The organism is Bradyrhizobium sp. UFLA06-06 (assembly GCF_054820065.1).
In genome coordinates, this window is record NZ_JADFUD010000071.1 from 20861 (window position 1) to 41609 (window position 20749).

Here is a 20749-nt window from a genome sequence, read left to right on the forward strand (position 1 = left end):
GCGTCTCGCCGGCGCGCTGGCAGAACTTTGCGCGCAATTGTTTCGAACCGAGAGTTTGGTAGCAGAATTGGTGGCATCCTCACTGATCTAGAAAAATATCAGCGTAGACACCAACAGATTGAGGGCGTGCTCTGTTTGAGGCGTGTGGATGACGCTTATCGGGTTGTGAATGTAGGACAGTCCGAGGCTTGCATATATCCCCGGAGCGAGATGCGCGGTATAGGTCCCCGTGATGGCTGTGGTATCGTGATGCGCAAGCTGCCCTTTGGCCAAGGCAGCATCCACTGCAAACCTGCTCCAGGTCGTGTTGTTGGCAACCAGAGCAATCAAATCACTGGGCCGGCTGTCAAACAGTCCCTTTGCATAAAGACGAAGCTCGTAATACTGGCCGATCCTGTTTAGGTCAGGTGAAGCTCCCATGATGGAGAATCCGCCATAGATGCCGCGAGATGGCGTCCCCTCAACGTCACTCTGCCAGAGCTGCCTGTCAGCAGCTATGTAATAAAAGTTATTCCCGCTCTCCCTTTGTTGATCCGGATCTGCCAAATTCCTGTAGCGGCTGCTGTTCAAAGCAATGCCGGCCCGCAGCCACGTGTCGGGAACGCCAGGAGCGGCCTTGCTCTTGTAGCCAAGTTCATCAATGAACAGAATGCCGGCATTGGCTGTGCTCCAGTTTAAACCCGAAGGATTTTCGGTTATCTGCGCATAGGGACCATCTGGACTGATTGACCGCTGCACGGAAACTTTGTTGTACAAGTGATCATCAAAATTGTACTTCAGGTTGGCGGCGGGCGTTGGCGCGGCGTTGGTGCTCATCCCTGCTTGGAAAAGGGCAAACATGTTTGATCCTGAAATTCCTCCGAATAATGTGCCGGTGAACTCATTCGCATTTCTGAGATAGCCAAGCTTGAGTTCGAATTTTCTGTCGAAGAACGTTTGATAGTAGGCGAATGTATTCAATCCTACTCGATCCGGTCCCGGTCGTTTCCATGTCCAGTATTGCTGCTCGGCTCCAACGACAATCTGTCCATCGGGAATACCAAACCGGCTGAGATCATAAGTGACGATCACGAAGTTCGTCGTAGCAAACGTCGGATTCTGCCCCATATAGAGTTGGTTGGCGATGCTGCTTCTGGTCGCATTCGGCAGCTGGTTGTTTGCAAAGGTGTTGTGCGTCCAGCCGATATAGCCAATGCCGACGTCTGCCAGTACGGATCTAACGCCATGCTTGTCCTGATCAATTGTATCAGCAGGGCCGGGTATGTTGAGCCAAATCCCTTTTTCTCGGAAAGCATCAAAGCGTGCGAAGGGGGCGATCGTCTTTCGCGTTTGCGTCTGAGCAACCCGACCGGCGCTGCCGGGCTTTATGAGAGGTAGGTTGGGGGCTGACGCCGACGCCGAGGCATGAAGTCGAATCGGCTGATTGACCACGCCGATCCGGAGCTTTGTAGCCATATCCGGGGGCGTTAACGTTCTTCTCTTGGTGGCTTGGTCCGCAGCGTTGCTCCTGGGGACAGGCTCGTCGGCAGTTTGTGCCGAAACGGGGGCGCCGACCAAACAAGCCGCGAGCGAAAGCGCAACGGCAAGTCGCCGTTGCGGCTCGCTTGATCGCAAACTGCAGGCAAATGCTGCGATAGCCGAAGATGTCCGAGGCGTCGTCGCCGCAACAAAGCAATCACGCACAGTCTACTTCGCATCCTTGTTTTGCGAGCCATGAATGGATTGAAAGTCGGCCTCTCTAGTCCAGAACGGACCTCCCGAGCCGTGGCGTCTGGGGACAAGAGGACGACGCCTCATGGGCAGGACGTCTATCCCAGCGAGATTCACTAGACCTGGCGACTTGGTCACCCGTAAGCGCGAGCATGATCTGGTCTGCACCTTGCGTGTGCGTCAGGCCGGATTTGCCGAGAGTGAGCAACGCTTGCTGGCTGAGCGAGAACCGTTGGCCGCGAGCGCGCGGAGCCGCAGCTGTCCAAGCCGCCAAGACATTTCGAACCTCGACCTTGCTCCACTATGAGGTAGAGGATTGCGGCCGTGCCGAGCATCTTGCTCGAAGTGCCTTTCTCGACGAAGTGGCAGCCACGGGGATGCAATGCCTGCCAAAGCGGAGCCGTGGCTTCGTGAAGCTGTCCTGGTATCGTGGTCCGCCAAGGACGAAGCGATCGTCGACGACCGCGATTTCCACAGAGCCTTGGAATTTGTTCGCGCAGCGATCGCGTCACAACGTCCACGATGGTGGCCCAGAACAGCGGGGGAAGCAGGTTTCGAGCTGCTTTAAGGGCTGTGGGCGAGAAGTTGCTAATTCCGTCCGCTGCATTGGCACGGACAAATCTGCGGTGCATTTCGAGTGCCTAGCTATGATCCCGTAACGTTCGTGGGCCACGCTTGCCATGCGTCCGTCGTCTCGATCAACCTGCCAGGATTGGTAGTTGGCCATGCTCAACACTTGCCGCTCCAATGGCATGGTGGCTCGAGCGCCAGCTGTGGCGCCTTTTTCGTAGCGCCTGGCCGCGAAGTTGCCAGCCTCGGCAGCACGGAAACCGAGAGTCCGACTTTGAAGGAAATAGCGGCCGGCTCGCATCAGGCGTCGGCAGGGTGCAGAATCTGCAACGTTATCCTGAATGATGCGAAAATGCTGCACCATGGCCGAGGAAGATGAGAACTAGTGCTACCGCCAGCCCTATAATGCAGGAGTTCCCCGTAGGGTGTTCGCTTTGCCTTGGTCAAGACGGGCCGCTTCATTGGAGCCAAGGGAGCAAATGGTCGGCGAGTTGAAGAATGTTTTTGGGGCGGCCGCGGCTCGCTGGGATGCGTGAGCATCGCGAGCTCTCGCGTCAACCAAGAAGTCTATCGAAACGGGGAAGTCGGGCAAGGAACGATGGAGATGGTTGACCAGGCGGCCGCCTCAGACTTGCGGCCGCTCTTATACGGCTCGTCAGGGCGAATTCGCTGCGGTTTGGTGTTTCTCGTCCTCGTCGGCTTGTGTGCGGCAGCAGCCCATTTTGGCGGCAGCCTCGCGGGGTTTGTCGAGACGTCGGCAGCCGGGCACGCAGATGCGGCGGTGGGCCTGTCGGCGCAGGACAGAATATCCCTAACCGAGATACGTTGGGCGCAGGAGAAGGTGAGCGAGGATATCGCAGAGCTTAACCGGTACATCGATGCGCAGCGGAAGGACCTCAAGGGGATCTTAGATCAGATCACGGTGCTGGCTTCGCGGATTGATTCCTTGCAGAATCCAGCAGCTGTCACTTCTGCTCCCTCCGCCATTTCTTCGTCGCCCCCACAAGCTGCTTCGAGCCCGACCAAGAAGCGCGCCGAGAAGCGCGTAGAGCGGTCCAACCCACAAGGCCCCGTTTCCGTCGGAGGTGCGCCAGTGATCACAGGACAGAAGAGGGGCAGGCCTTGATATGTTAAGGCTGTTACAGGCGTGGCCGAGGCCTTTAGCCGCACTCACTGAGGTCAGCCGTACGTTTCGCAAAGTGGCTTGTTGCGATAGATAGCCGAAGCCTACGAACGCAACGTCGTCACCAAGGTCACGCTCGCCGAGGTGATCCGAATCAAGGCAGCCGACAGCATTCCGGCCGCTTGTTTGTCGTCCGTGAAGAATGCAGATCGGCCTGAGAGATAGGCAGAAGTTGTCTCGATAAAGTATTCGATTTGCAGGAAAGCGGGGTGTTGGGCCGCGGTTTCTTGCATTTTTGGATTTTGCTTTCGAGCGATTCGTGATTCCCTGACGGCTGGTCATCGGCATTGGGGACGGCGATGAGCAAACCGCGAGATGATCGCCAAAAAGACCTGTTGCTTCCGGCGCTCGATCAAATCATCGACATGGGCCACCCGCTGGTGCGGTTGGCCCGGCGCTGATCGACTGGAAGTTTCTGGATGACCGCTTTGGTTCGGTGTGCCAAACCGGCCCAGGGCAGCCTGGCCTGCCGACGCGGCTTGTCGCCGGCCTGTTCATCCTGAAGCACATGCACAATCTCTCGGATGAGGTGCTGTGCGGCCGCTGGATCGAGAACCCCTATTATCAATACTTCTGCGGCGAGTTGAGCTTCTGCCACCGGCTGCCGTTCGATCGATCGTCGATGACGCGCTGGCGCCAGCGGCTCGGCGAGGAGCAGCTCGTCGCGCTGATCCAGGAAAGTCTGTCGGTGGCACACAAGACTGGCGCCATCGGTCCCCAGGATCTGGAGCGGGTGGTGGTCGGTACCACGGTGCAGCCCAAGGCCGTTGCGCATCCGACCGACGCGCGGCTGATGCATCGGGCCATCACCAAGCTCGTCGGGCTTGCCAAGCGCAACCGTGTGCCGCTGCGCCAGAGCTATCTGCGCCTGGCGAAGCGCGCCGCCATCATGGTCGGCCGCTATACCCACGCGCATCAGTTCAAGCGCGCCCGGCGCCAACTCAGGTTCCTGCGGACGCGGCTTGGCCGGATCATCCGCGATATCCGCCGCAAGATTGATGGCGATGCGGCGCTGGAAGCGCGCTTCGGCCCGCTGCTCGATCTGGCGCAGCGGGTGCGCAGCCAGGATCAGCATCAGCGCGGCCCCAAGGTCTATGCGTTGCATGCGCCGGAGGTCGAGTGCATCGGCAAGGGCAAAGCCCGCGCGCCTTACGAGTTCGGCTGCAAGGTCAGTATCGCCACCCCCGTGACGTCCCCGAAGGGTGGACAGTTCGTGCTCCATGCCAAGGCGCTGCACGGCAATCCCTTCGACGGCCACACGCTCGGCCCCGTGGTCGCCGACATGGAGAAGTTCACCGGCGTGGAGGCTCGCCGCATCCATGTCGACAAAGGGTACCGCGGCCACAACCACCCGCACCGGCTCAGGGTCTGGATCTCAGGTCAGGTTCGCCGCGTCACGGCTTCCATCCGGCGCGAGATGAAGCGTCGTGCGGCTGTCGAGCCCGTCATCGGTCACGTCAAGGCCGAGCACCGCATGGACCGCAACTATCTCAAAGGCCGCGTCGGCGACCGTATCAACGCCGTCCTCGCAGCGGCCGGCTACAACTTCGGCCTGCTCCTGCGATGGCTCGCAGAACTCTTGCGGGCCATCATCCGGGCCTTCGCCGAAACTGTCCCGGCTCAAAACATCGCTTAAATCAGCGCTCGTCGGCGTTCTTCACGGCGGACTTGTTTCGATCATTCGTCCGCAAGCAGCGTTGATGCATCGAAACCGTGCTCGGATCCGTGGCTTAGTAGGGTGTGCGGTCGAGATGAGCGTCGAATGCCGCAGCGACAGCGCGCACGACAAAACGGTGCTCGTGCTTGACGCGGATGAAGCCGTCCTGGATCTCCACTATGCCGTCCTCGGAGAGCATTTCCAAGCGGTCGGCTGAATCGAGAAACCCAATCGGATCAACTCCATGGGCAGCACAGAGTGCCGGCACGTCGGCCTCCAGATCGCACATCAGGCGCTCGATAATCGCAGCCCGCAGCCGATCTTCCTCAGTGAGACAGCAGCCCTTCGATGTTGCCAGACGGCCAGCTCTGATATGCCGGCTATAAGTAGCGGTTTCGGCCGCGTTCTGGACGTACCCGTCACCGAGACGGCCGATGGCTGACGGACCAAGGCCGATCACGGTCTTGCAGGTATCTGCCGAATAACCCAGCGAGTTGCGGCGTAGCCGTCCAGCTTCTTGTGCCAGCGTGAGTTCGTCGTCCGGCAAGGCGAAATGGTCGAGCCCGATTTGGCGGTAGCCGGCAGACACCAGCGTGTTCGCCATGGCCGCAGCTTGCTCGACGCGGGCAACATTGTCCGGCAGTGCCGTCTCATCGATCTGGCGCTGACGTTTCATATAGGAGGGCACATGGGCATAACCGAAGACCGCAAGCCGGTCGGGTCGCATGGCCGCGGCCGTCCTTGCCGAGTTCACACAGGACTGCACCGTCTGGTGCGGCAGTCCAAAAAGCAGGTCAAAGTTGATGCGGCTTATTCCCTGCTGGCGAAGACTTTCGACAGCAGAAGCCGTCTGCGTTTCGCTCTGAATGCGGTTGACCGCCCTTTGAACCTTGGTGTCGAAGCTTTGCACACCAATGCTCGCGCGGCTGACCCCGGCTGCCCCTAAGCTTTGCGCCATCTCGGTCGTGAGCGCGCGCGGGTCGATCTCGATGGCGACGCTAGCGGACGTGCTGAAGGCAAAATAGCGGCGTAATAGCTCCATCAGAGCTAGGAAATCGACCGCCGCAATGCTGGTTGGCGTTCCGCCGCCGAAATGCACGTCGTTGACGGGCAAGGCGCGCGGCAGTCGCTCCGCAACCAAACGAATCTCTTCCCGCAGCGACGTCAAGTAATTGCGAATCGGCCGTTCGCTGCGCGTGAGGCTTGTAGGAAACCCGCAGTACCAGCAGATCGACCGGCAGAACGGAACGTGGATATAGAGCGATACGGGTTCGTCGGGCGGCAGCCGGTTCAACCAAGTCTGACAGGTCCTGGCGCCGATTGTCGTGGAGAAATCCGGTACAGTTGGGTAGATGGTGTACCAAGGCAGGCGAGCATCGCAATATTTGTTCAGGAGTGCGGTCTGCAAGGCTTGGCTTCCCATGCTTATACAGCCGCGAAGCTGGCCGATGCGCCCTCCTGTGTCTTTGAGTTATGTCAACTGGTCCGAACTAAGTCGAAATCGGAATTCCGTTCTCGATATCACGGCCTAGGGACTGACGTGGCGAGAGGTATCCAGGGCCGAAGGCTGCGCTGCGAGCGTGGATGTGATCCACCATCTCGACCCATCACCGCGAGGCAAGCGACATCCCGCGCAGGTCCGGGTGGAGCGGCTTCTCATCGCTCACCTTCCTTCGCTATAGGCGGCAGCTCTCGGATAGATGCCATGAGCAGGACGTGTCCGTTGGAGATACCATGGATAAGAAGTTGCTCATTAGATGAGGCGCGACAAGCGCGAGATCATACAACCTGACGCTACGTGAGATTCAAGGCTCTTGGAGCCACGCAGAAAGCATTTTAGACGCCACGCCCAAAAAAATGGACAGGCCTCATTTCCGCCACGCTGCTTGTCTCATTGCCGCAAGCATCGTCACGGATGTACTGATGATGTTGGGGCGGACCCGGCGCACTTCCAACCCCGGCAAAGTGCGTCGGGGCGCCTTGGCTCGGCGACGTCCCATCGCCAATACAGGCAGCTCACCAATTCACAACCAAGTGTCAGGTTTTGCTAATCCCGGATCCGAGTCCGACCAACTTCTCACGCGATCGCTATCTGACGATGCGTTTCTGTCCGCCTAGCGCTTTATGTCGCTTGCTTTTGCGCTTGCTTTTACAGTTATCAATCTTCGTAAGATTATCCAGTTCAGGTCTTCATTGGTCGCGCTTCAGCTGCGCGATCATGCGCAAACCAATTGGATACCGGCAACGAATAGAACCGCCACGAGAATGAACCTGGCAGTTGTCTGGCTCATCCATTTCAGGCCGATCATCGTGCCTGCGACGGCACCCCCCAGCGCGGCGACTGCGTAAAGCCAGAAATACGAAGACGGAAATTGACCAGCGAGAAGAGCTCCAACGAAGCCGATTGTGGAATTAGCCAGAATAAATGGGGGCGACAGCGCGGCGCTCTGCTTCGGCGACGCCCAATTCAGGGCGATGAGCGTCGGGGCGAGGAACACCCCGCCGCCGACGCCGGTCAGGCCGGAAACCAGGCCAATCGCCGCTCCAATGCCCACCGTTCCCCAGATCGGATTTTCGCAAATGCGATCGGCGGCGCCTCCACGCCGCACGATCATCACGGCTCCTGCCAGTAGAATGACGACCCCGGTCAGCGTCTTATAAATGTCTTCTCCGAGCACCATAAGGCCACCGGCAAACGCCGCCGGCATCGATGAGAGCAGAAGCGGACGCAGCATTATCCAGTCGACGACTTTGTTGCGGTTGAAGACCCATGTAGCGTAAGTCGCGACAACAATGTTGAGACCAAGCGCCGTCGGGCGCATCTCTGTCGATGGCAGAGCAGCAAAAGCCATTAGCGCCAGAAATGCAGTACCACCCGCCTGGCCAACGGTCGTATAGAGCAGTGAGATGATCGCCAGGACCAGAGAAAACATACTTCACCGGTTTTGGCGACGCGCTTCGCCTTGGTTGCGAACCGCATCAAGGATGCCCTCCCGAGGCGAGGTGCAATTGTCTTTCCCGCGGGGTTGTTGCTTTGAATTCCGAGTTTAGTCAGAATGCGCTGCCGGACCGATCCTCAACCCAAATTGCATGACGATTGCCATGTGTCGATCGTCTCCATCAATTGTCAAGTTGGGTAGTTGACTGGACTGCCCAAGACTCTTGCAGGTGGATGGACAACGCATGTCGGGTAGGCAGTACTCCCGACCTCGCCTGACGTCCACGGGCATTCCGAGCCGTTACACATGCAAGGTCGGTTGCCGGTGATCGGACCCGTGTTTGTCGTCGATCTCTGATCGGCCAGCCTCCGTGCTTTCAGGCCAGAAGTTCGCTGCGCTTGGGATATCGACGCGTTGGAGGGGCTGCCGTCGCGAAAACGGCATTCTTTTTTTGATCTGGATCAATTGGTGCCGCGGCTCGCGCAAATGGTGCTGTCGCGTTTCCTTCCGATGTCACGATTGCTTCAATACGCCATGTACTGGAACCGCCCGTTTGCCAAGCCCTTGCTTCCACGAATGATTGTGCAAACACAAAAACTGGTATGACACTTGCTGGTCCGATCCCAAGTCCTCTCCCTTCTGGAGATGCACATGCAACGTGTCCTCTGCGTCAAGGAGCTCTCGCGACATCGCGTGTCTCTCGTTGCATCGTTGGCGCCACTTCTATTCGCCCCTTCGATTTATTCGCGCCGGACCTGCACGCCCCTCAGAGACCACGCATTAATGCTAGGTCGTTACCTCTTGGGGTTTCTGCTGCATGTTGCTTATCGATCGCGTCCTCGACGCCGCGGAGGGGCCCAGGATCGGCCAAGGGCTGGCGATGCGAATTCGCAAGAGGGGGAGGAAAAATGACGCCACTATCACCTTCGCCGGCAAGCAGAGCATCGACGGTGACACCACGCAGTGGGGAGCCGGCGCCCGCCAGCGGGTCGGCGTACCCTAGCTCACCTCGTTCGGGAAGCTCAGTGCCTATAGTCTGCTCGTGCTCGACCTTGACATGCAGCGAAGCTTCATTCGCACCGGACCTGGGTTTCGCACGAGCCAATCTGACCTATGCTGACGCCGCAACCGGTCGTGCTGTTTGGTTCGTATCGCCGGCTGAACCGTTAGGACAGTCGGATTTCCTCAAATCCGCGCGCTCCGCATGTGCGTCAGAGATCGAGAGCGCGGACCAATCAAGGTGGCCGGCCCAGCGGCGATTCCTAGATTACCAGCGCGTCACAGGGGAGCCGGTTAGATCACATTGGATGGGCATCGGCGCTACGGTTGCGTCGCGTTGTTCGGCTTAAGACACAGGATAGCAGCGGCGCCTCGGTTGTTTGACGAAGACGATCACGCCGCCGCAGTGGCCGGCAGAGCCCCGAATTCGGAAATGGCGTCTGGCAGCATGCGGGCGCTCCAGACTTCTCGTAGAGCAAACCCGGGAGGTTCAGGCCGTGGAATCCAACTTGGCTCCGCCTGAAACAAGCGCAATCGAACGCAGCGACACCGACCATGATCGGCGTCCTCAGCCGCCGATCATGGATCGTTTTAGCTTCACTGAATGCGCAAAACAGACGCATTCGCTCAGAGCGCTGTTCGAGCTCCTCGTAAACTGCGCCACCGAAGAGGGGTTCGGTGAGGTTGCTTATGGCGCCCTCAACTTCGTTGAGCCACTTCGCCTGGCGGAATATCCACCCCCAACCGTGGCCGTGAAGTGGCCACCAGATTGGTGCGAGCGATACTTCAAACACAAGTATCACACCATCGATCCGGTGGTTCGGCGGACGCCGATGCTGTTGCGGCCGTTTTTGTGGGATCAACTCGCGAACCACTATGAACTTCAGCCAGACGAGAGACGCGTACTGGACGAGGCCAGGGAGGCCGGCTTGAAGCATGGTATGAGCGTGCCGTTGTTTGGGCCGCTGGGCCGTGTATCGGTGGTGTCGTTTGCATCTCCATCCGACGATGTTGATCCTCAGGACCGCATCGGCCATCTCAACGCATTGGCTTCGCTCTTTCATACCGCCCATGGCGAGATCGCACGTCCTTGCAATAATGGCGGAGAGAAGAAAGTGACCCTGTCGCAGCGGGAGATCACTTGCATGCGGTGGGTGGCGGAGGGAAAATCGTCATGGGAAATTGGGGTGATCTTGGAAATCAGCTTGAATACCGTCAATTTTCATATCAAAAACGCGATGCGAAAGTTGGGTGCGACCACCCGGATCCAGGCAGTCGCTATTGCGATTCGCCTCAATGTTTTTTGAATTGCTCACTCGAATTGGAGCTGGCGCCAACGGTTAATTGTTGCTCGCGCTTCCGTTGAGGCAAGCGATTGCAACCCCTCGTCGCGTCGGATCGGAGCTCCTCAACGAGTGTTGGAGCACGGCGATGCGTTTTATCCAGCCTATGAGCCAGCTGGGACGACTGGTGTTTGGAAAAGGCCGGCAGGGGGTGCTTGTTGGTCAAAGGAACTTGAAGAAAGAACCCCGACCGACGGTCGGGGATCTCGATTCGACGCCGCTGGCGTGGATATCACTATCTGCCAAACGCCGGGCTGAACTTGTAATTGAGCCGTGCCGAGATGAGATCGACGTCCTGGTGGACGCGATCGCCGCCGGATGTTGGGAAGAGCACGCTGCTGCCCTGCATGAACAAATGGTCATACTCAACGCCAGCCGACCAACTCGGCGTGAGGCTGACTTCGACCCCTGCGCCCAGCGCACCACCCCAACGCACATCGTCGTTCCTGGAAATCCCGGCTCCGGTAGTCACTGAATTGATGTGATAGGTGTTGCTGGTCACCGCAGCACCGCCCTTAGCGTACAACAGAACGGCATTGAACGCGTAACCGATGTGACCGGTGAGCAAGCCGAACGCATCCGTCTTGGTGCCAATGACGTCTGCCGGGAAGGCGGTGCTGACATTGGAGCCGTTGAAATCGGCCCAGTTGCCCTGACCTTCGATGCCATAGACTGTATTGAAGATCTGCCAACGATAGCCAATCTGACCACCGACGGTGGCTCCAGCCGAATTATGGCAGCCCTCGGGAGTGACGCCATTGAAATCCCAGCAATTATGGCTCGATCCCCAGCCCCCATTGATACCGATATAGTAGCCGGTCCAGTCGGTAACTGGGGGGGCAACCGGCAGCGGAGGCGCTTTGACGTTGAGGGGCTGCCCGGCGAAGTCCGCGCCAAATGCGGGAGCGGCCGCACCGAGTGCGCCGATGCATGCAGTCAGAATCAGCAAATTCTTCATTCGAGTGTTGTTCCTTTCGATGCCCCCCGGCGCTGTGCGTCTTAACAACATCGCCGCGAATTGCTGTAACTGCAGCACAACATTGTTTTGCAAGAAACGGGTCGAATCGAACGCTGCGTCAGATTGTTGGGCGCGCATTCATCGCCATGCACAGCCCGACCAAGATGCTCTTAGCCGATAGGCACGCACCATGAGCGAAGGTCAATACCGCCGATAGTAACTCTTGCACGCTTCTCAACGGTCTCTGTGCGCCCGCGGAGGAGCCAAAAAGGTCGATGCGGCTTGCCTGCTTCTAGTAGCTAATTTGCTTCGCGCTTGCGGATGCGGCAGCGCCTAACGAGGCATTACGCTGAAGTTGTCCAAGCGCGTCCCGAGTTTAGGGCATGAGTAGAATCTTCGTATGCACAGTGTCACGTTAAGGGGTAACGAGCTTATCCTGCCTCGTCGTCGCTTACTCTGACCCTTAGCTGACTTGCCCAGCGCTTGGCGCTTTGTACCCGCTGCATTAGTTCAGAAGCGGTTCGGGCAAAATAGTGGTGGAAAAATAATGCGACAACCATGTATCGAGAATGCTAATCTGCGACTTAAGATTGCGGAGAGCAGTGACATAGCTGATCGTTATTGCCGCGGAAGTGTGAGTAATCTTGCTGCCTTGGTCGAGGCTGTCAATTCTGCGCGTAATTTTCGTATCGCCTCGTTCGCCAGATGCAAGGTATTCCGTTCGCCGTTCCTTATCGAAGATTCCAGGGAAGCTCGCAATCGGCTATGAAGTACTGTCTTGTGATTATGTGCCAGCAGCGGATCCTTCTCGACAAAGCGCCACGCCTTGTCAAACGCGGCGCTCACGAGAATTTCGGGCGCCTGCATCTGCTCGGATGAGATCTGATCCATCTCAAACTCCAATCGATATCTTGAATACGAAGAGGTCGCGTTGTCGAAGCATCGAGTGCCGGTGGCCTATCAAGCAAGCAAGAGATCGGGTCCGTAGGCGCGCTCACGCATCGAGCCACTGTCGACGCTACGATCAGATTTATACAGACGCTTATTGAAGCGCGGATGACCGAACGTCGTAGTATCAAATTCAGTTCAATGATTCTGTATCACTCGAAGGCGGGCGTGCGTTATCGCGCGCTTTCATGCCGAATTGCCCAAATTGCTTGCGGTCGGTGGTGGTGGCTAATCCAAGAAACTAGAAGAGCGGGCCAGATTGGGTCGGCGCGACGGTGCTAGCGGACGAGCTGACCTTTCACCACATTCGTAACCTCGAAATACGAAGCGTTTGAACCCCAGTATTGACCGTTTTGTACGATTCACCGCCTAAGCGCGTGACGCAGTCTGGACAGTGTTTGTCGGCGTTCTAACATGATCGACGGCGCGCCCGTCTTTCTGTTGTTTGACCCGTTCGCATGGCCGCGTGGTGTGACGTTTTGCGTCAAGTGGGAGTGCAGTAGAGAAGGCGGTGACGAGATGCGGGGTAATTGCGATGATCTGGTTGGTGTTGTCCTGCAAGGAGCCGTGGAATGTAGTGCGTTGCGGGATGTAAGAGGTGCTGCCGCAACACAAGCGCCGAACCATTGAGGAAAACGTACCGAACGAGACAACCATGCCTCTGCGTCGCCACATACGTTGCTTCGCATTCATTCGCTTAGCTGCGGAATATAAGTCATTATAGATACGATGTACTTGATACAAGAAAGTCCAGCTGAGATGAGAGTCGATGATGACCTCCCCGGCGCGATGGCGTCCTTTCAAACCCCGCTGTGATGCCGGAGGTTGCAATATGACAGGGCAACGGAAGCGGCTCGCTCGCGAGACATAAGCCCATTGAATCTTGAGCCTTGCTGCGGTGCTGGGCGCGCAAAACCGCAGCGCGGCGTAAGCCCAGCTATGAATGGCGTTTCATCGCGTCCTCAACGGCCGGAGTACACCGAATCGAACGTCACTCCGCTGCACGCGACAGAATCAGTTTGGCGATCTTAATTCGGTTGGCAGGCGTACGCAGAGCCTCAGGTAAAGCTGCCACTGTTTGATCGAAAAGCCGGCCCAAGGCCTGAAGGTCTTCTGGATGATAGATGCCGCGGTCCGCCGACATTCGCGCTGTTTGCCCGTCGCTAGTGTAGCCGTTGGTCCTCGCATCGCCGAGCTGACCGAGCGCAAGCTCCGCATTTATCATTTCGTTTGTGAGTGCGTTAAGCAGCCGGACCGCTTCGAGTTCGTTGCCTTCTTCACCGATGAGGGCGGCAACGATGCCCAGTTGCAGGTCGATGCGGTGCTTCAGGTCCTGTATACGCGAATTGGAAGGATCGAGTTCCACGGTGTTTCTCCAGAGTAATTAAGAGCAGGCCTAGGCTAAGTAAAGAGGTGCGTCGTTTGTCGCGTTCGCGGGGCTGCAGGCGCGTGACGAGAACGAATTGCCGCTGCAGAAGGCTGTGCACACGCGCAGTCAGTCGCGAACAGCGCATAGAATGAGATGACCGCGGTGCAAGTTTGCAGAAAGCAGGTGAAGGCGGCCAGCGCCGAGTAGCGCTGAGGGTGTGAGCGAGTGAGAATCGCCGACCACGATGATGTGGGGGTCCGGTTCGCCTTGGCCGAGGGCCCAGTTCGCTTGTCAGAGGCCTAGCCGGCGCACGCATGGACCCCAGCCGATAAGAGTGCGTGAGAGCCAATCTCCTGGAACGCCTTTAGCATGACGACAATTAGGTCGGCGACTACGCGGTAGATGGCGCGTGGGACGTTGCGATGCGCCATCCGACTATGGGTGCGCAGCACGTGCCGCGATTTGCAGGATGGGGTAGTCTCATTGGTGATGCAGGCACGCGCGGCTGGAGATGCCCGGCGACGACGCTCAAAGCAAACTGGGTTCATTGTCACACGTGGTTCGTGAAGGGCTGCTTTCCGAAAATCGGCGATTGACTATGGGGTATTTGGTTAAGAACGGTAAAATCGAAAGTTTTGATGGGATGCATCCAGCTCGCGGATAGCGCGCGCGATCGGGGGATCCGCTCTGGAAGACGCATGAGGCCAGCAGCATATGAACAACGTTGGCTTGACATGCCGCCGCTCTCCAAATCAGTTCACGTCACCGCCGACGACGTCGGCCGAGAGGCCTGCACGATGGTCATCGGGGCGAGTCAGTCCTCATCGGTCTTTGGACCTCCTGCTGAATAAGGCAGGAGGTCCTAGATAAGCGACTTCGGGACATCCAATCATAGATGGAGGTCGCGACGCGCTGCCTCTCTGAGGTGCCAAAATCGGATAGTCATTGTCTGGCGATGATCTCGGATCTGATTGTGGTTGCGGTGTATAGAGAAGTTTCCAGCGGGAGGTTCCCGAATGCAAGCTGGCAAAGTAGGTAGTTGGCGCCCGCTTCCTCCATCTGGTTAAGAAGGAGCTGTCGGGCGGAAGCTGGTGTTCCGACGACGCACAATTCGTTCTCGAGCGCTGCATCGAAGGTCAGCGGCAGGGTAGGTGGTGTCGGAATGGCGTTCAGCTCGTATACGAATCTAAAGCTCTCGAGCCATCGCTGATAAGCGGTTTCCGCTGCTGCATGGGCGTCTCGGTCAGACTGCGCAATCACGACCATGCGGAGCAGACCAAGAAACGGCTCCCGATCGTCCGCGTCCGTCATGCCCGCCCGATGCGAGCGGAACGCATTCGTAATGTTTCGGACAGCTGAGGAGCGGCCTTGGCACGCCAGATTGGCGCCATTTTCAGCGGCCCATTCCGCCGACTCGGTCCGGCTGCTCGTGATCCAGGTCGGCGGACATGGATGCTGATGAGGCTTCATGGTCAAAGGTATCTCGCTCAGCTCAAAAAATCGTCCGTGATAGGATAGCGTATGCCCCTTAAGCGCGGCATTTAGGATTTCGCTGGCTTCCTCATAACGCTCTGGCGCCGCGTCCGCGCTGACGCCGAAATAGCCCCATTCGGTCGGCAGGGAGCCACGTCCGATACCGAGCTCGAGCCTGCCGCCGCTCAATTGGTCAAGCATGCAGATCTCTTCGAACGCGCGCAAAGGATGATAGAGGTTGAGCAACAGGACCAGCGGACCAACGCGCAGTCTCTGGGTACGCTGCGCGACGCTCGATAAAAACAGATTCGGCGACGGCCCTCTGCCATGTGGTGTGCAGTGATGCTCGGCTAGGTGATAAGCGTAAAATCCCAGAGAATCACACACTTCCGCCAACTTGAGGCGATCTTCGTATTGTCGCGCGACATCGCGACCGTCGTCGTCCAAATGGTCGAAAATGCCGCACGTTAGTCTTGGAGGAGGGCTGTTTTTCACTTGATCATCTCCGTTTGTGGAACAGAAGTCCCGGTTGCCTGATGTCGTCTGTCTCAAAGACGGCTCGTTCGCTATTTGACCGCTTTTGACTTCTCTCGTTGGGTGCAGGCACCGAGCTTGCACGATGCGATTGGGTCATGAGAATCTGCAAATGGCGGTCTGATCACTACTTTGACAGGAGCTCGCGAAGGGCCGTCACACCGAGCATGTGCTCCACCAGAAGCATCTTTAGCTTCACGTTCTCCTCTTCCAGGGCCCTCAATCGCTTGGCCGCAGGAACGTCCATGCCGCCAAACTTGGCTTTCCAATTGTAGATTGCCGCCTCAGAGATCCTGTGCCTACGAGCTAGATCGGCCGCTTTCGCGCCGGCCTCATGCTCCCTCAATATCGCGATAATGTGCTCTTCCGTGAATCTCGGTCGCTTCATCTGTCCGCCCTTCTTGGGGGAGGACTTGCACTCCGGCCAGAGCAAATTGCCAATAGGAGGTCAGCTGCCGCGCGCCAGCACGACGCTTGGGTCGGAGGGTACTCCAGAAGGGTCAAGTTCAGCGAAGTCGGCTGCAACTTCCTGCCTTTCAGGCCCGACAGGCCGAAGGTTGTTCGCGAAGGCATAACGGCGCCCAAAGATGCGCACGCCGATGGCATGGCCGATCACATTGATGTCGAGAATGTTCTGGCTCGTGTGTAGCCAGCCCATTGGCATGTCGCGGCGGCCGGCCTGACGGCGGTTCGCTCCAAGGTGGAGCTTTTCCTCGCATGTCGGCATTGCCGTGCCAGGACGGTAACGAGCCTTCCAGTAAGGCGGCGGACAGCGGGAATGGGGGCCCATTGATGGCAACGCAAGTCACGAGGAGAGCTGTTCGGTCGGAACGCCAATTGGCCGTCTTGCCGTGTGCTGTTCGCAGGACCTCGCACGGGGCGCGCCTGCTCATAGAGTGCAGCGCGCATGTGCATCTGTCGGTATGCCGGCTCGATGACGCAAATTGCTGATGCAAATTGAGTTCCATGGCTACGTTGTGGGAAGAAACCACCGGCACTTCGTGATGTCGCCGAGCCGTTGCAGACGGCATAGAGGCCTACTTGAGGAGGAGCCGGTGAACCAAAAAGAGCGACCATCGGTCTGATCAAGACATGCCTGCCAAGGTGGTCGTGCGATACTGAGGGTTTGCACAAGCACTACTTGTTTATCATCGGACGCAACTCATCCCCCAGTGGATCGACGTCAGGCAGCTCTGCCAGCGCTGCAGCGAACGCCAAAAATGCTCCGAAAACCGCGAGTATAAGAGTGCACGCCAGTAGGGCCGCACCAAGGTCGTGAGGGCGTTTCATTCTCTGTATCACTGGCTGAATTGTGGGAGGTTGCTCGTCGTCCCCGATCAGTTCTGCTTGACGGCTTCAACATGCCCGTCACGCCAGCGGTAAACGAGAAATCCAGGAGCCGCGTTGTCTCCTTTAAAATCAAACAGTATTGGGCCTATCACGGTATCGATCGGCCACGAACGAAGTGCGCTGGCCACTCGTCGAGCATCGAAAGAGCTGGCCCGCTTTACCGCCTCTGCCCATGCTTGGACTGCTGCATAGGCGTAAAGCGTGTATCCTTCGGCAGACAGATTGGCAGCGCTGAGTCTGGCCACGATGCCGGCCGCTTTGGCATTCTTGACGGGGTCGGCCATGAAGGTGAACAATGTGCCATTTCCTGCACTGCTGGTAATGGCCCAGAATTCAGAGGTCATCAGTGGATCGTTTGCCATGACGATGAGGCCGGCACCTGCTTCTGACGCCTGGCGTACGATCAGTCCAATTTCGGTATGATAGCCGCCGATATAGGCGACCCGCACGCCGTCCTTCTTCATTCTTGAGACCAGTGCTGCGTAATCCTTTTCACCGGCTATGTAGCTTTTTCGAATGACGTGCTCGCCGGATTTCTGCAGCTGTGCCGCAACCACGTCGGCAATGCCCTTACCCGCCGTGCTCTTGTCGTCGAGCACTGCGATCGTCTCGTTATGGTGATTTGCGTGAATGTACTCAGCTGCAACGAGACCCTGTTGGTCGTCACGGCCGCAAATCCGAAACACCGTCTTAAGGCCACGTTCTGTCAGTTGAGGACTTGTCGAGCCAGGTGACATTTGAATGATGCCTGCTTCATCGTAGACGTCAGAGGCCGGAATCGACGAAGAAGAACAAAAGTGACCAACGACTAGCCGGACGCGCTCGGTTGTGAGTTTATTCGCAACTGCGACGGCTTGCTTGGGGTCGCAAGCGTCATCGACGACGGTCAATATCAGCTTGGTATCGGGAAGTATGCCCGACGCGTTCAAAGCCTCGACGGCGGCCGCCGCTCCATTGCGCATTTGTGCGCCAAACGCCGCGCTGCTTCCGCTCATAGGACCAGCTACGGCAATATTGACGTCGGAGGCGCGCGTAGTCGAGCCGACGGCGCAGAAGAGCAGTGCTGCACTGGCAGCTAAAACGTAACGCCGACCCAACATTGTAGGGCTCCAATGCTCACCTGAAGTGAACCGCCAGCGCCGGCGGCTCGATTTGCTTCCAAGCCTGATGTGGTCGCTTCTGCCAAGCGAAGTCGTGCGCGTCAGCTTGGCTACGCCGCGACCATGATAGAGCCTACAATTTGACGTTACGTGCGGTTCAAGTCCCTTTGTGAGAAACTAATAAACCGTGGTCTCGGCGGAATGATCAGCGAGATCCTGCGCATCCCTGCGCCCAGGCCGTCAGTACGGCTGATCCTCCAGCCCCGCAAGGGCGAGGTCGAGATACTGCATAAGAGTAGGATCCCAACCGGCCAGACTGCGAGGGGCACTCAACCGCGCAAGGACCTTCAGGATCGTTGAAACGCGCGAATCGGCTCCGGCGATTTCGCTGATCAGCAGCCGCGCTGCAACCGCCACAGCTTTCGCTCGCTCACCGCAAGGGTGTTCGCCCCGATCCATGCAATCACGCAGTTCGTCGCGGATTCGCCTCCACCGCTCCTCGCGCTCTATAGCCAATTTGCACGTACATCGGGACGTCTGACTACGCGTCTGGACCTTAGACATCGCATCCAAGGTTGCAGGCAGCTCATCTACACTTACCTGGATCTCACTGCCTGTCGTCATGTCGCGTAAACGATCTCGCAACAGGGTCGCTCGAGCGACTTGAAGTTCGATCCGCTCCAAATGTTTGCGCAGCAGGTCAATGAGTGAGGTAGTGCCCTCCATTGCCTTACGTATCTCGTGAAGGGAGAAGCCAAGCTCACGTAACGCGCGAATCTGATGAACTCGTTGGACGCTTTCACGATCGTACATCCGGTGACCGCCGTCTGTGCGCTCCGATGCGGCCAAGAGCCCGGTATGTTCATAATGATGCAGCGTGCGTACCGTCACTCCGGTCGCCTCTGCAAGTTCGCCAATGCGCCATCGACGCCTTCGTGGTGTAGCTTTGCTCATGTTGTTCAATTTCAAAGCCTACAACCTGACGTCACGTATGATTCAAGCTATTTCAAAGCTCTAGCTGGATCGTCTTCCATTCCAGCGTAAGAGATGGTGACTATCCTCAGAATGGTTGGCGATCAACCCTTAGGTGAAATGATGATCAACAAGTTCATCAGGCATGCCAGCCTGGACGCGCCGCTCTCTGTACTATCCAAGATGTTTGGCGACTGCGGTCCGATTTTCAGGCGTTCGCATCGACGGCGGTAACGCATTGATTGCGCCATCAAACAGGCTTCCTAAGACAGATAGTTCTTCCGGATCGAATACGCCGCTGTACTGTTCCAACGGTCGGCTCCTTGTTTGTCATTGCGCCAAGGCGGCGCACGTCGTCAAGACGTTTGGCCGCGATAGGGCCAAAAGAAGTCAGATCAGCGGCGCGGAGCGAGGAAGATGCATGGCGCCTTAAGGTGATGCGACAAGGCAACACAGGCGCGCGGTGTCTTGCAAAATAGCACGAGCGATTCCCGTCATCTGTACAATCGCTCGGCGGGCTGGCCGCGCGTCATGTGCGGCTCGGCGGAGGAATCGACTCCGCGCATTCGGAGCACGACTGGTTCTGAGCGCGGATGGCGCGAGCCCCGAGTTGATCTTGCTCATGCCGCTACGTGAGGCCGCGCTCAAGGGCGGGGCCTGGCCCGCGCGATGTATCGAGCGCTTGGTGCGGCGCTTCTGACGTGTGGCCCCTCTGAAACAACTCAATAGGTGACTTGAACTGCCACCTGACGTCGGGCGGCATGCCAATTTGCAAATCCCGCGGCAACGTCATGATAGCCGTCGGCAGCGAAGACGCTGGACGTGAGTTAGAGCAGGAGAAGTCTAAAGTGTGGCTGTAGAGACATGCAGCGGGATATAGGAGGCGTGCACGTCCTTGAGAGGAGTCACGATAGTCGCGAGGCAACGCTCGTCAGGCGTCCTTCAGTGTCCGCTTGCTCCGAAGCGTAGCTCATGGAGCAATCATCACTCGTAGAGGTCATGCGAGCCGCCTCCTGCAACAATATCTCTCGCATCCAGATGCTTTCCGGATCGCTGTTCTGAAGGACAGGCCATTGGACCGCTTCGGTAAATGTTGGGAACGGCCGCGGAAGCTCGGCGATCCGAAGGGGCATCGTTGTTTCGAAATGCTTAACGAGCCTTAAAGGCATGGTTCCTATCCGGCTCGTGCCCATCAGCATGGGCGGGATCATGCCGTAGCTGTGCACGAGGATGTCGATGCGTCGGTTCAGGCCGCGATCAAGTAGAAACGACTCCTCGATGGGAGGCATGCGCGCAACTCCGAGCTTAACCGCAACATGGCCCATCGTCATGTATCGATCAAATGTAAGCCGTCGCCGTAGCTCGCCGTTCGTGCCGCAGCCTACACACACGAGCCTTTCCTCGAACAGGGCTATCCGCGGGTGCGCGCTGGACATGAATGGTTCCGGGAGGATAATGAAATCAAGCTCGCCGCGCCGGAGAAGTTCATCGTGCTCATCGGCGAGCGCTACCAGTTCGAAGCTGACGGCAGGAGCTTCGCGCGCGACACGCTCGGCGACATGTCGGAAGAATACGATCGTTATAAAATCGCAAAGGCCGATCCTGAACCTGTCTCTTATACACATCTGACGCTGCCGACGAACT

General features: G+C 57.8%; 15 protein-coding genes and 2 pseudogenes. 4 read left to right on the forward strand and 13 right to left on the reverse strand.

The genetic code is table 11. The features are described from left to right. Window positions 1–87 precede the first annotated feature (87 nt). Window positions 88–1455 (reverse strand): carbohydrate porin, encoded by a 1368-nt coding sequence (locus IF803_RS36265; protein ID WP_253592506.1) that lies wholly within the window; start codon window positions 1453–1455, stop codon window positions 88–90. Between the two features lie 1429 nt (window positions 1456–2884). Between IF803_RS36265 and IF803_RS36270 the strand changes: the two genes are divergently transcribed. After that, on the forward strand, window positions 2885–3406 hold the full coding sequence (locus IF803_RS36270) for a hypothetical protein (RefSeq protein ID WP_233475513.1): 522 nt from the start codon (window positions 2885–2887) through the stop codon (window positions 3404–3406). Between the two features lie 101 nt (window positions 3407–3507). Here IF803_RS36270 and IF803_RS36275 read toward each other — a convergent pair whose 3' ends face one another. After that, window positions 3508–3696: a hypothetical protein gene (locus IF803_RS36275; RefSeq protein WP_018270183.1), complete on the reverse strand. Its 189-nt coding sequence runs from the start codon at window positions 3694–3696 to the stop codon at window positions 3508–3510. A gap of 66 nt (window positions 3697–3762) precedes the next feature. On the opposite strand from IF803_RS36275, the pseudogene IF803_RS36280 reads away from it, so the two are divergent. Then, window positions 3763–5099 (forward strand): annotated as a pseudogene (locus IF803_RS36280) (IS5 family transposase). Between the two features lie 94 nt (window positions 5100–5193). Here IF803_RS36280 and hemN read toward each other — a convergent pair. Both hemN and IF803_RS36290 read right to left on the reverse strand, forming a co-directional pair. Beyond that, window positions 5194–6528 carry an oxygen-independent coproporphyrinogen III oxidase gene (gene hemN / locus IF803_RS36285; RefSeq protein WP_026192370.1) on the reverse strand — a complete coding sequence of 445 codons (1335 nt, stop codon included), beginning with the start codon at window positions 6526–6528 and terminating at the stop codon, window positions 5194–5196. Window positions 6529–7336: 808 nt separating this feature from the next. After that, window positions 7337–8053 (reverse strand): sulfite exporter TauE/SafE family protein, encoded by a 717-nt coding sequence (locus tag IF803_RS36290; protein WP_016840024.1) that lies wholly within the window; start codon window positions 8051–8053, stop codon window positions 7337–7339. 823 nt (window positions 8054–8876) lie between these two features. On the opposite strand from IF803_RS36290, the gene IF803_RS36295 reads away from it, so the two are divergent. Together IF803_RS36295 and IF803_RS36300 are read left to right on the forward strand one after the other, a co-directional pair. Continuing rightward, complete coding sequence (locus tag IF803_RS36295) at window positions 8877–9062, forward strand: hypothetical protein (RefSeq protein WP_016840023.1); 186 nt, start codon at window positions 8877–8879, stop codon at window positions 9060–9062. A 577-nt stretch (window positions 9063–9639) separates the two neighbouring features. Continuing rightward, window positions 9640–10365 carry a LuxR family transcriptional regulator gene (locus IF803_RS36300; RefSeq protein WP_016840022.1) on the forward strand — a complete coding sequence of 242 codons (726 nt, stop codon included), beginning with the start codon at window positions 9640–9642 and terminating at the stop codon, window positions 10363–10365. A 271-nt stretch (window positions 10366–10636) separates the two neighbouring features. Here the strand turns inward: IF803_RS36300 and IF803_RS36305 are convergent, their stop codons facing one another. The 9 genes and pseudogenes from IF803_RS36305 to nodD2 form a co-directional block, all read right to left on the reverse strand. Beyond that, window positions 10637–11359 carry an outer membrane protein gene (locus tag IF803_RS36305; protein WP_016840021.1) on the reverse strand — a complete coding sequence of 241 codons (723 nt, stop codon included), beginning with the start codon at window positions 11357–11359 and terminating at the stop codon, window positions 10637–10639. Between the two features lie 618 nt (window positions 11360–11977). Next, window positions 11978–12250: a hypothetical protein gene (locus IF803_RS36310; protein WP_075968984.1), complete on the reverse strand. Its 273-nt coding sequence runs from the start codon at window positions 12248–12250 to the stop codon at window positions 11978–11980. A 1048-nt stretch (window positions 12251–13298) separates the two neighbouring features. Continuing rightward, window positions 13299–13673, reverse strand: a complete 375-nt coding sequence (locus tag IF803_RS36315; protein WP_016840019.1) for a hypothetical protein — start codon at window positions 13671–13673, stop codon at window positions 13299–13301. A gap of 945 nt (window positions 13674–14618) precedes the next feature. After that, window positions 14619–15644 (reverse strand): LLM class flavin-dependent oxidoreductase, encoded by a 1026-nt coding sequence (locus IF803_RS36320; protein ID WP_026192371.1) that lies wholly within the window; start codon window positions 15642–15644, stop codon window positions 14619–14621. Window positions 15645–15813: 169 nt separating this feature from the next. Beyond that, window positions 15814–16071 (reverse strand): annotated as a pseudogene (locus IF803_RS36325) (transposase); the annotation flags it as partial. A gap of 60 nt (window positions 16072–16131) precedes the next feature. Further along, window positions 16132–16341 carry a hypothetical protein gene (locus tag IF803_RS36330; protein ID WP_225164195.1) on the reverse strand — a complete coding sequence of 70 codons (210 nt, stop codon included), beginning with the start codon at window positions 16339–16341 and terminating at the stop codon, window positions 16132–16134. 679 nt (window positions 16342–17020) lie between these two features. Then, window positions 17021–18133 (reverse strand): branched-chain amino acid ABC transporter substrate-binding protein, encoded by a 1113-nt coding sequence (locus tag IF803_RS36335; protein ID WP_018270189.1) that lies wholly within the window; start codon window positions 18131–18133, stop codon window positions 17021–17023. Between the two features lie 240 nt (window positions 18134–18373). Beyond that, a complete protein-coding gene (locus IF803_RS36340) occupies window positions 18374–19087 on the reverse strand; it encodes a MerR family transcriptional regulator (RefSeq protein ID WP_026192373.1) in 714 nt (237 codons plus the stop codon). 923 nt (window positions 19088–20010) lie between these two features. Beyond that, the coding region (gene nodD2, locus IF803_RS36345) for a transcriptional regulator NodD2 (protein ID WP_461195523.1) at window positions 20011–20749 on the reverse strand (739 nt) is incomplete at its 5' end.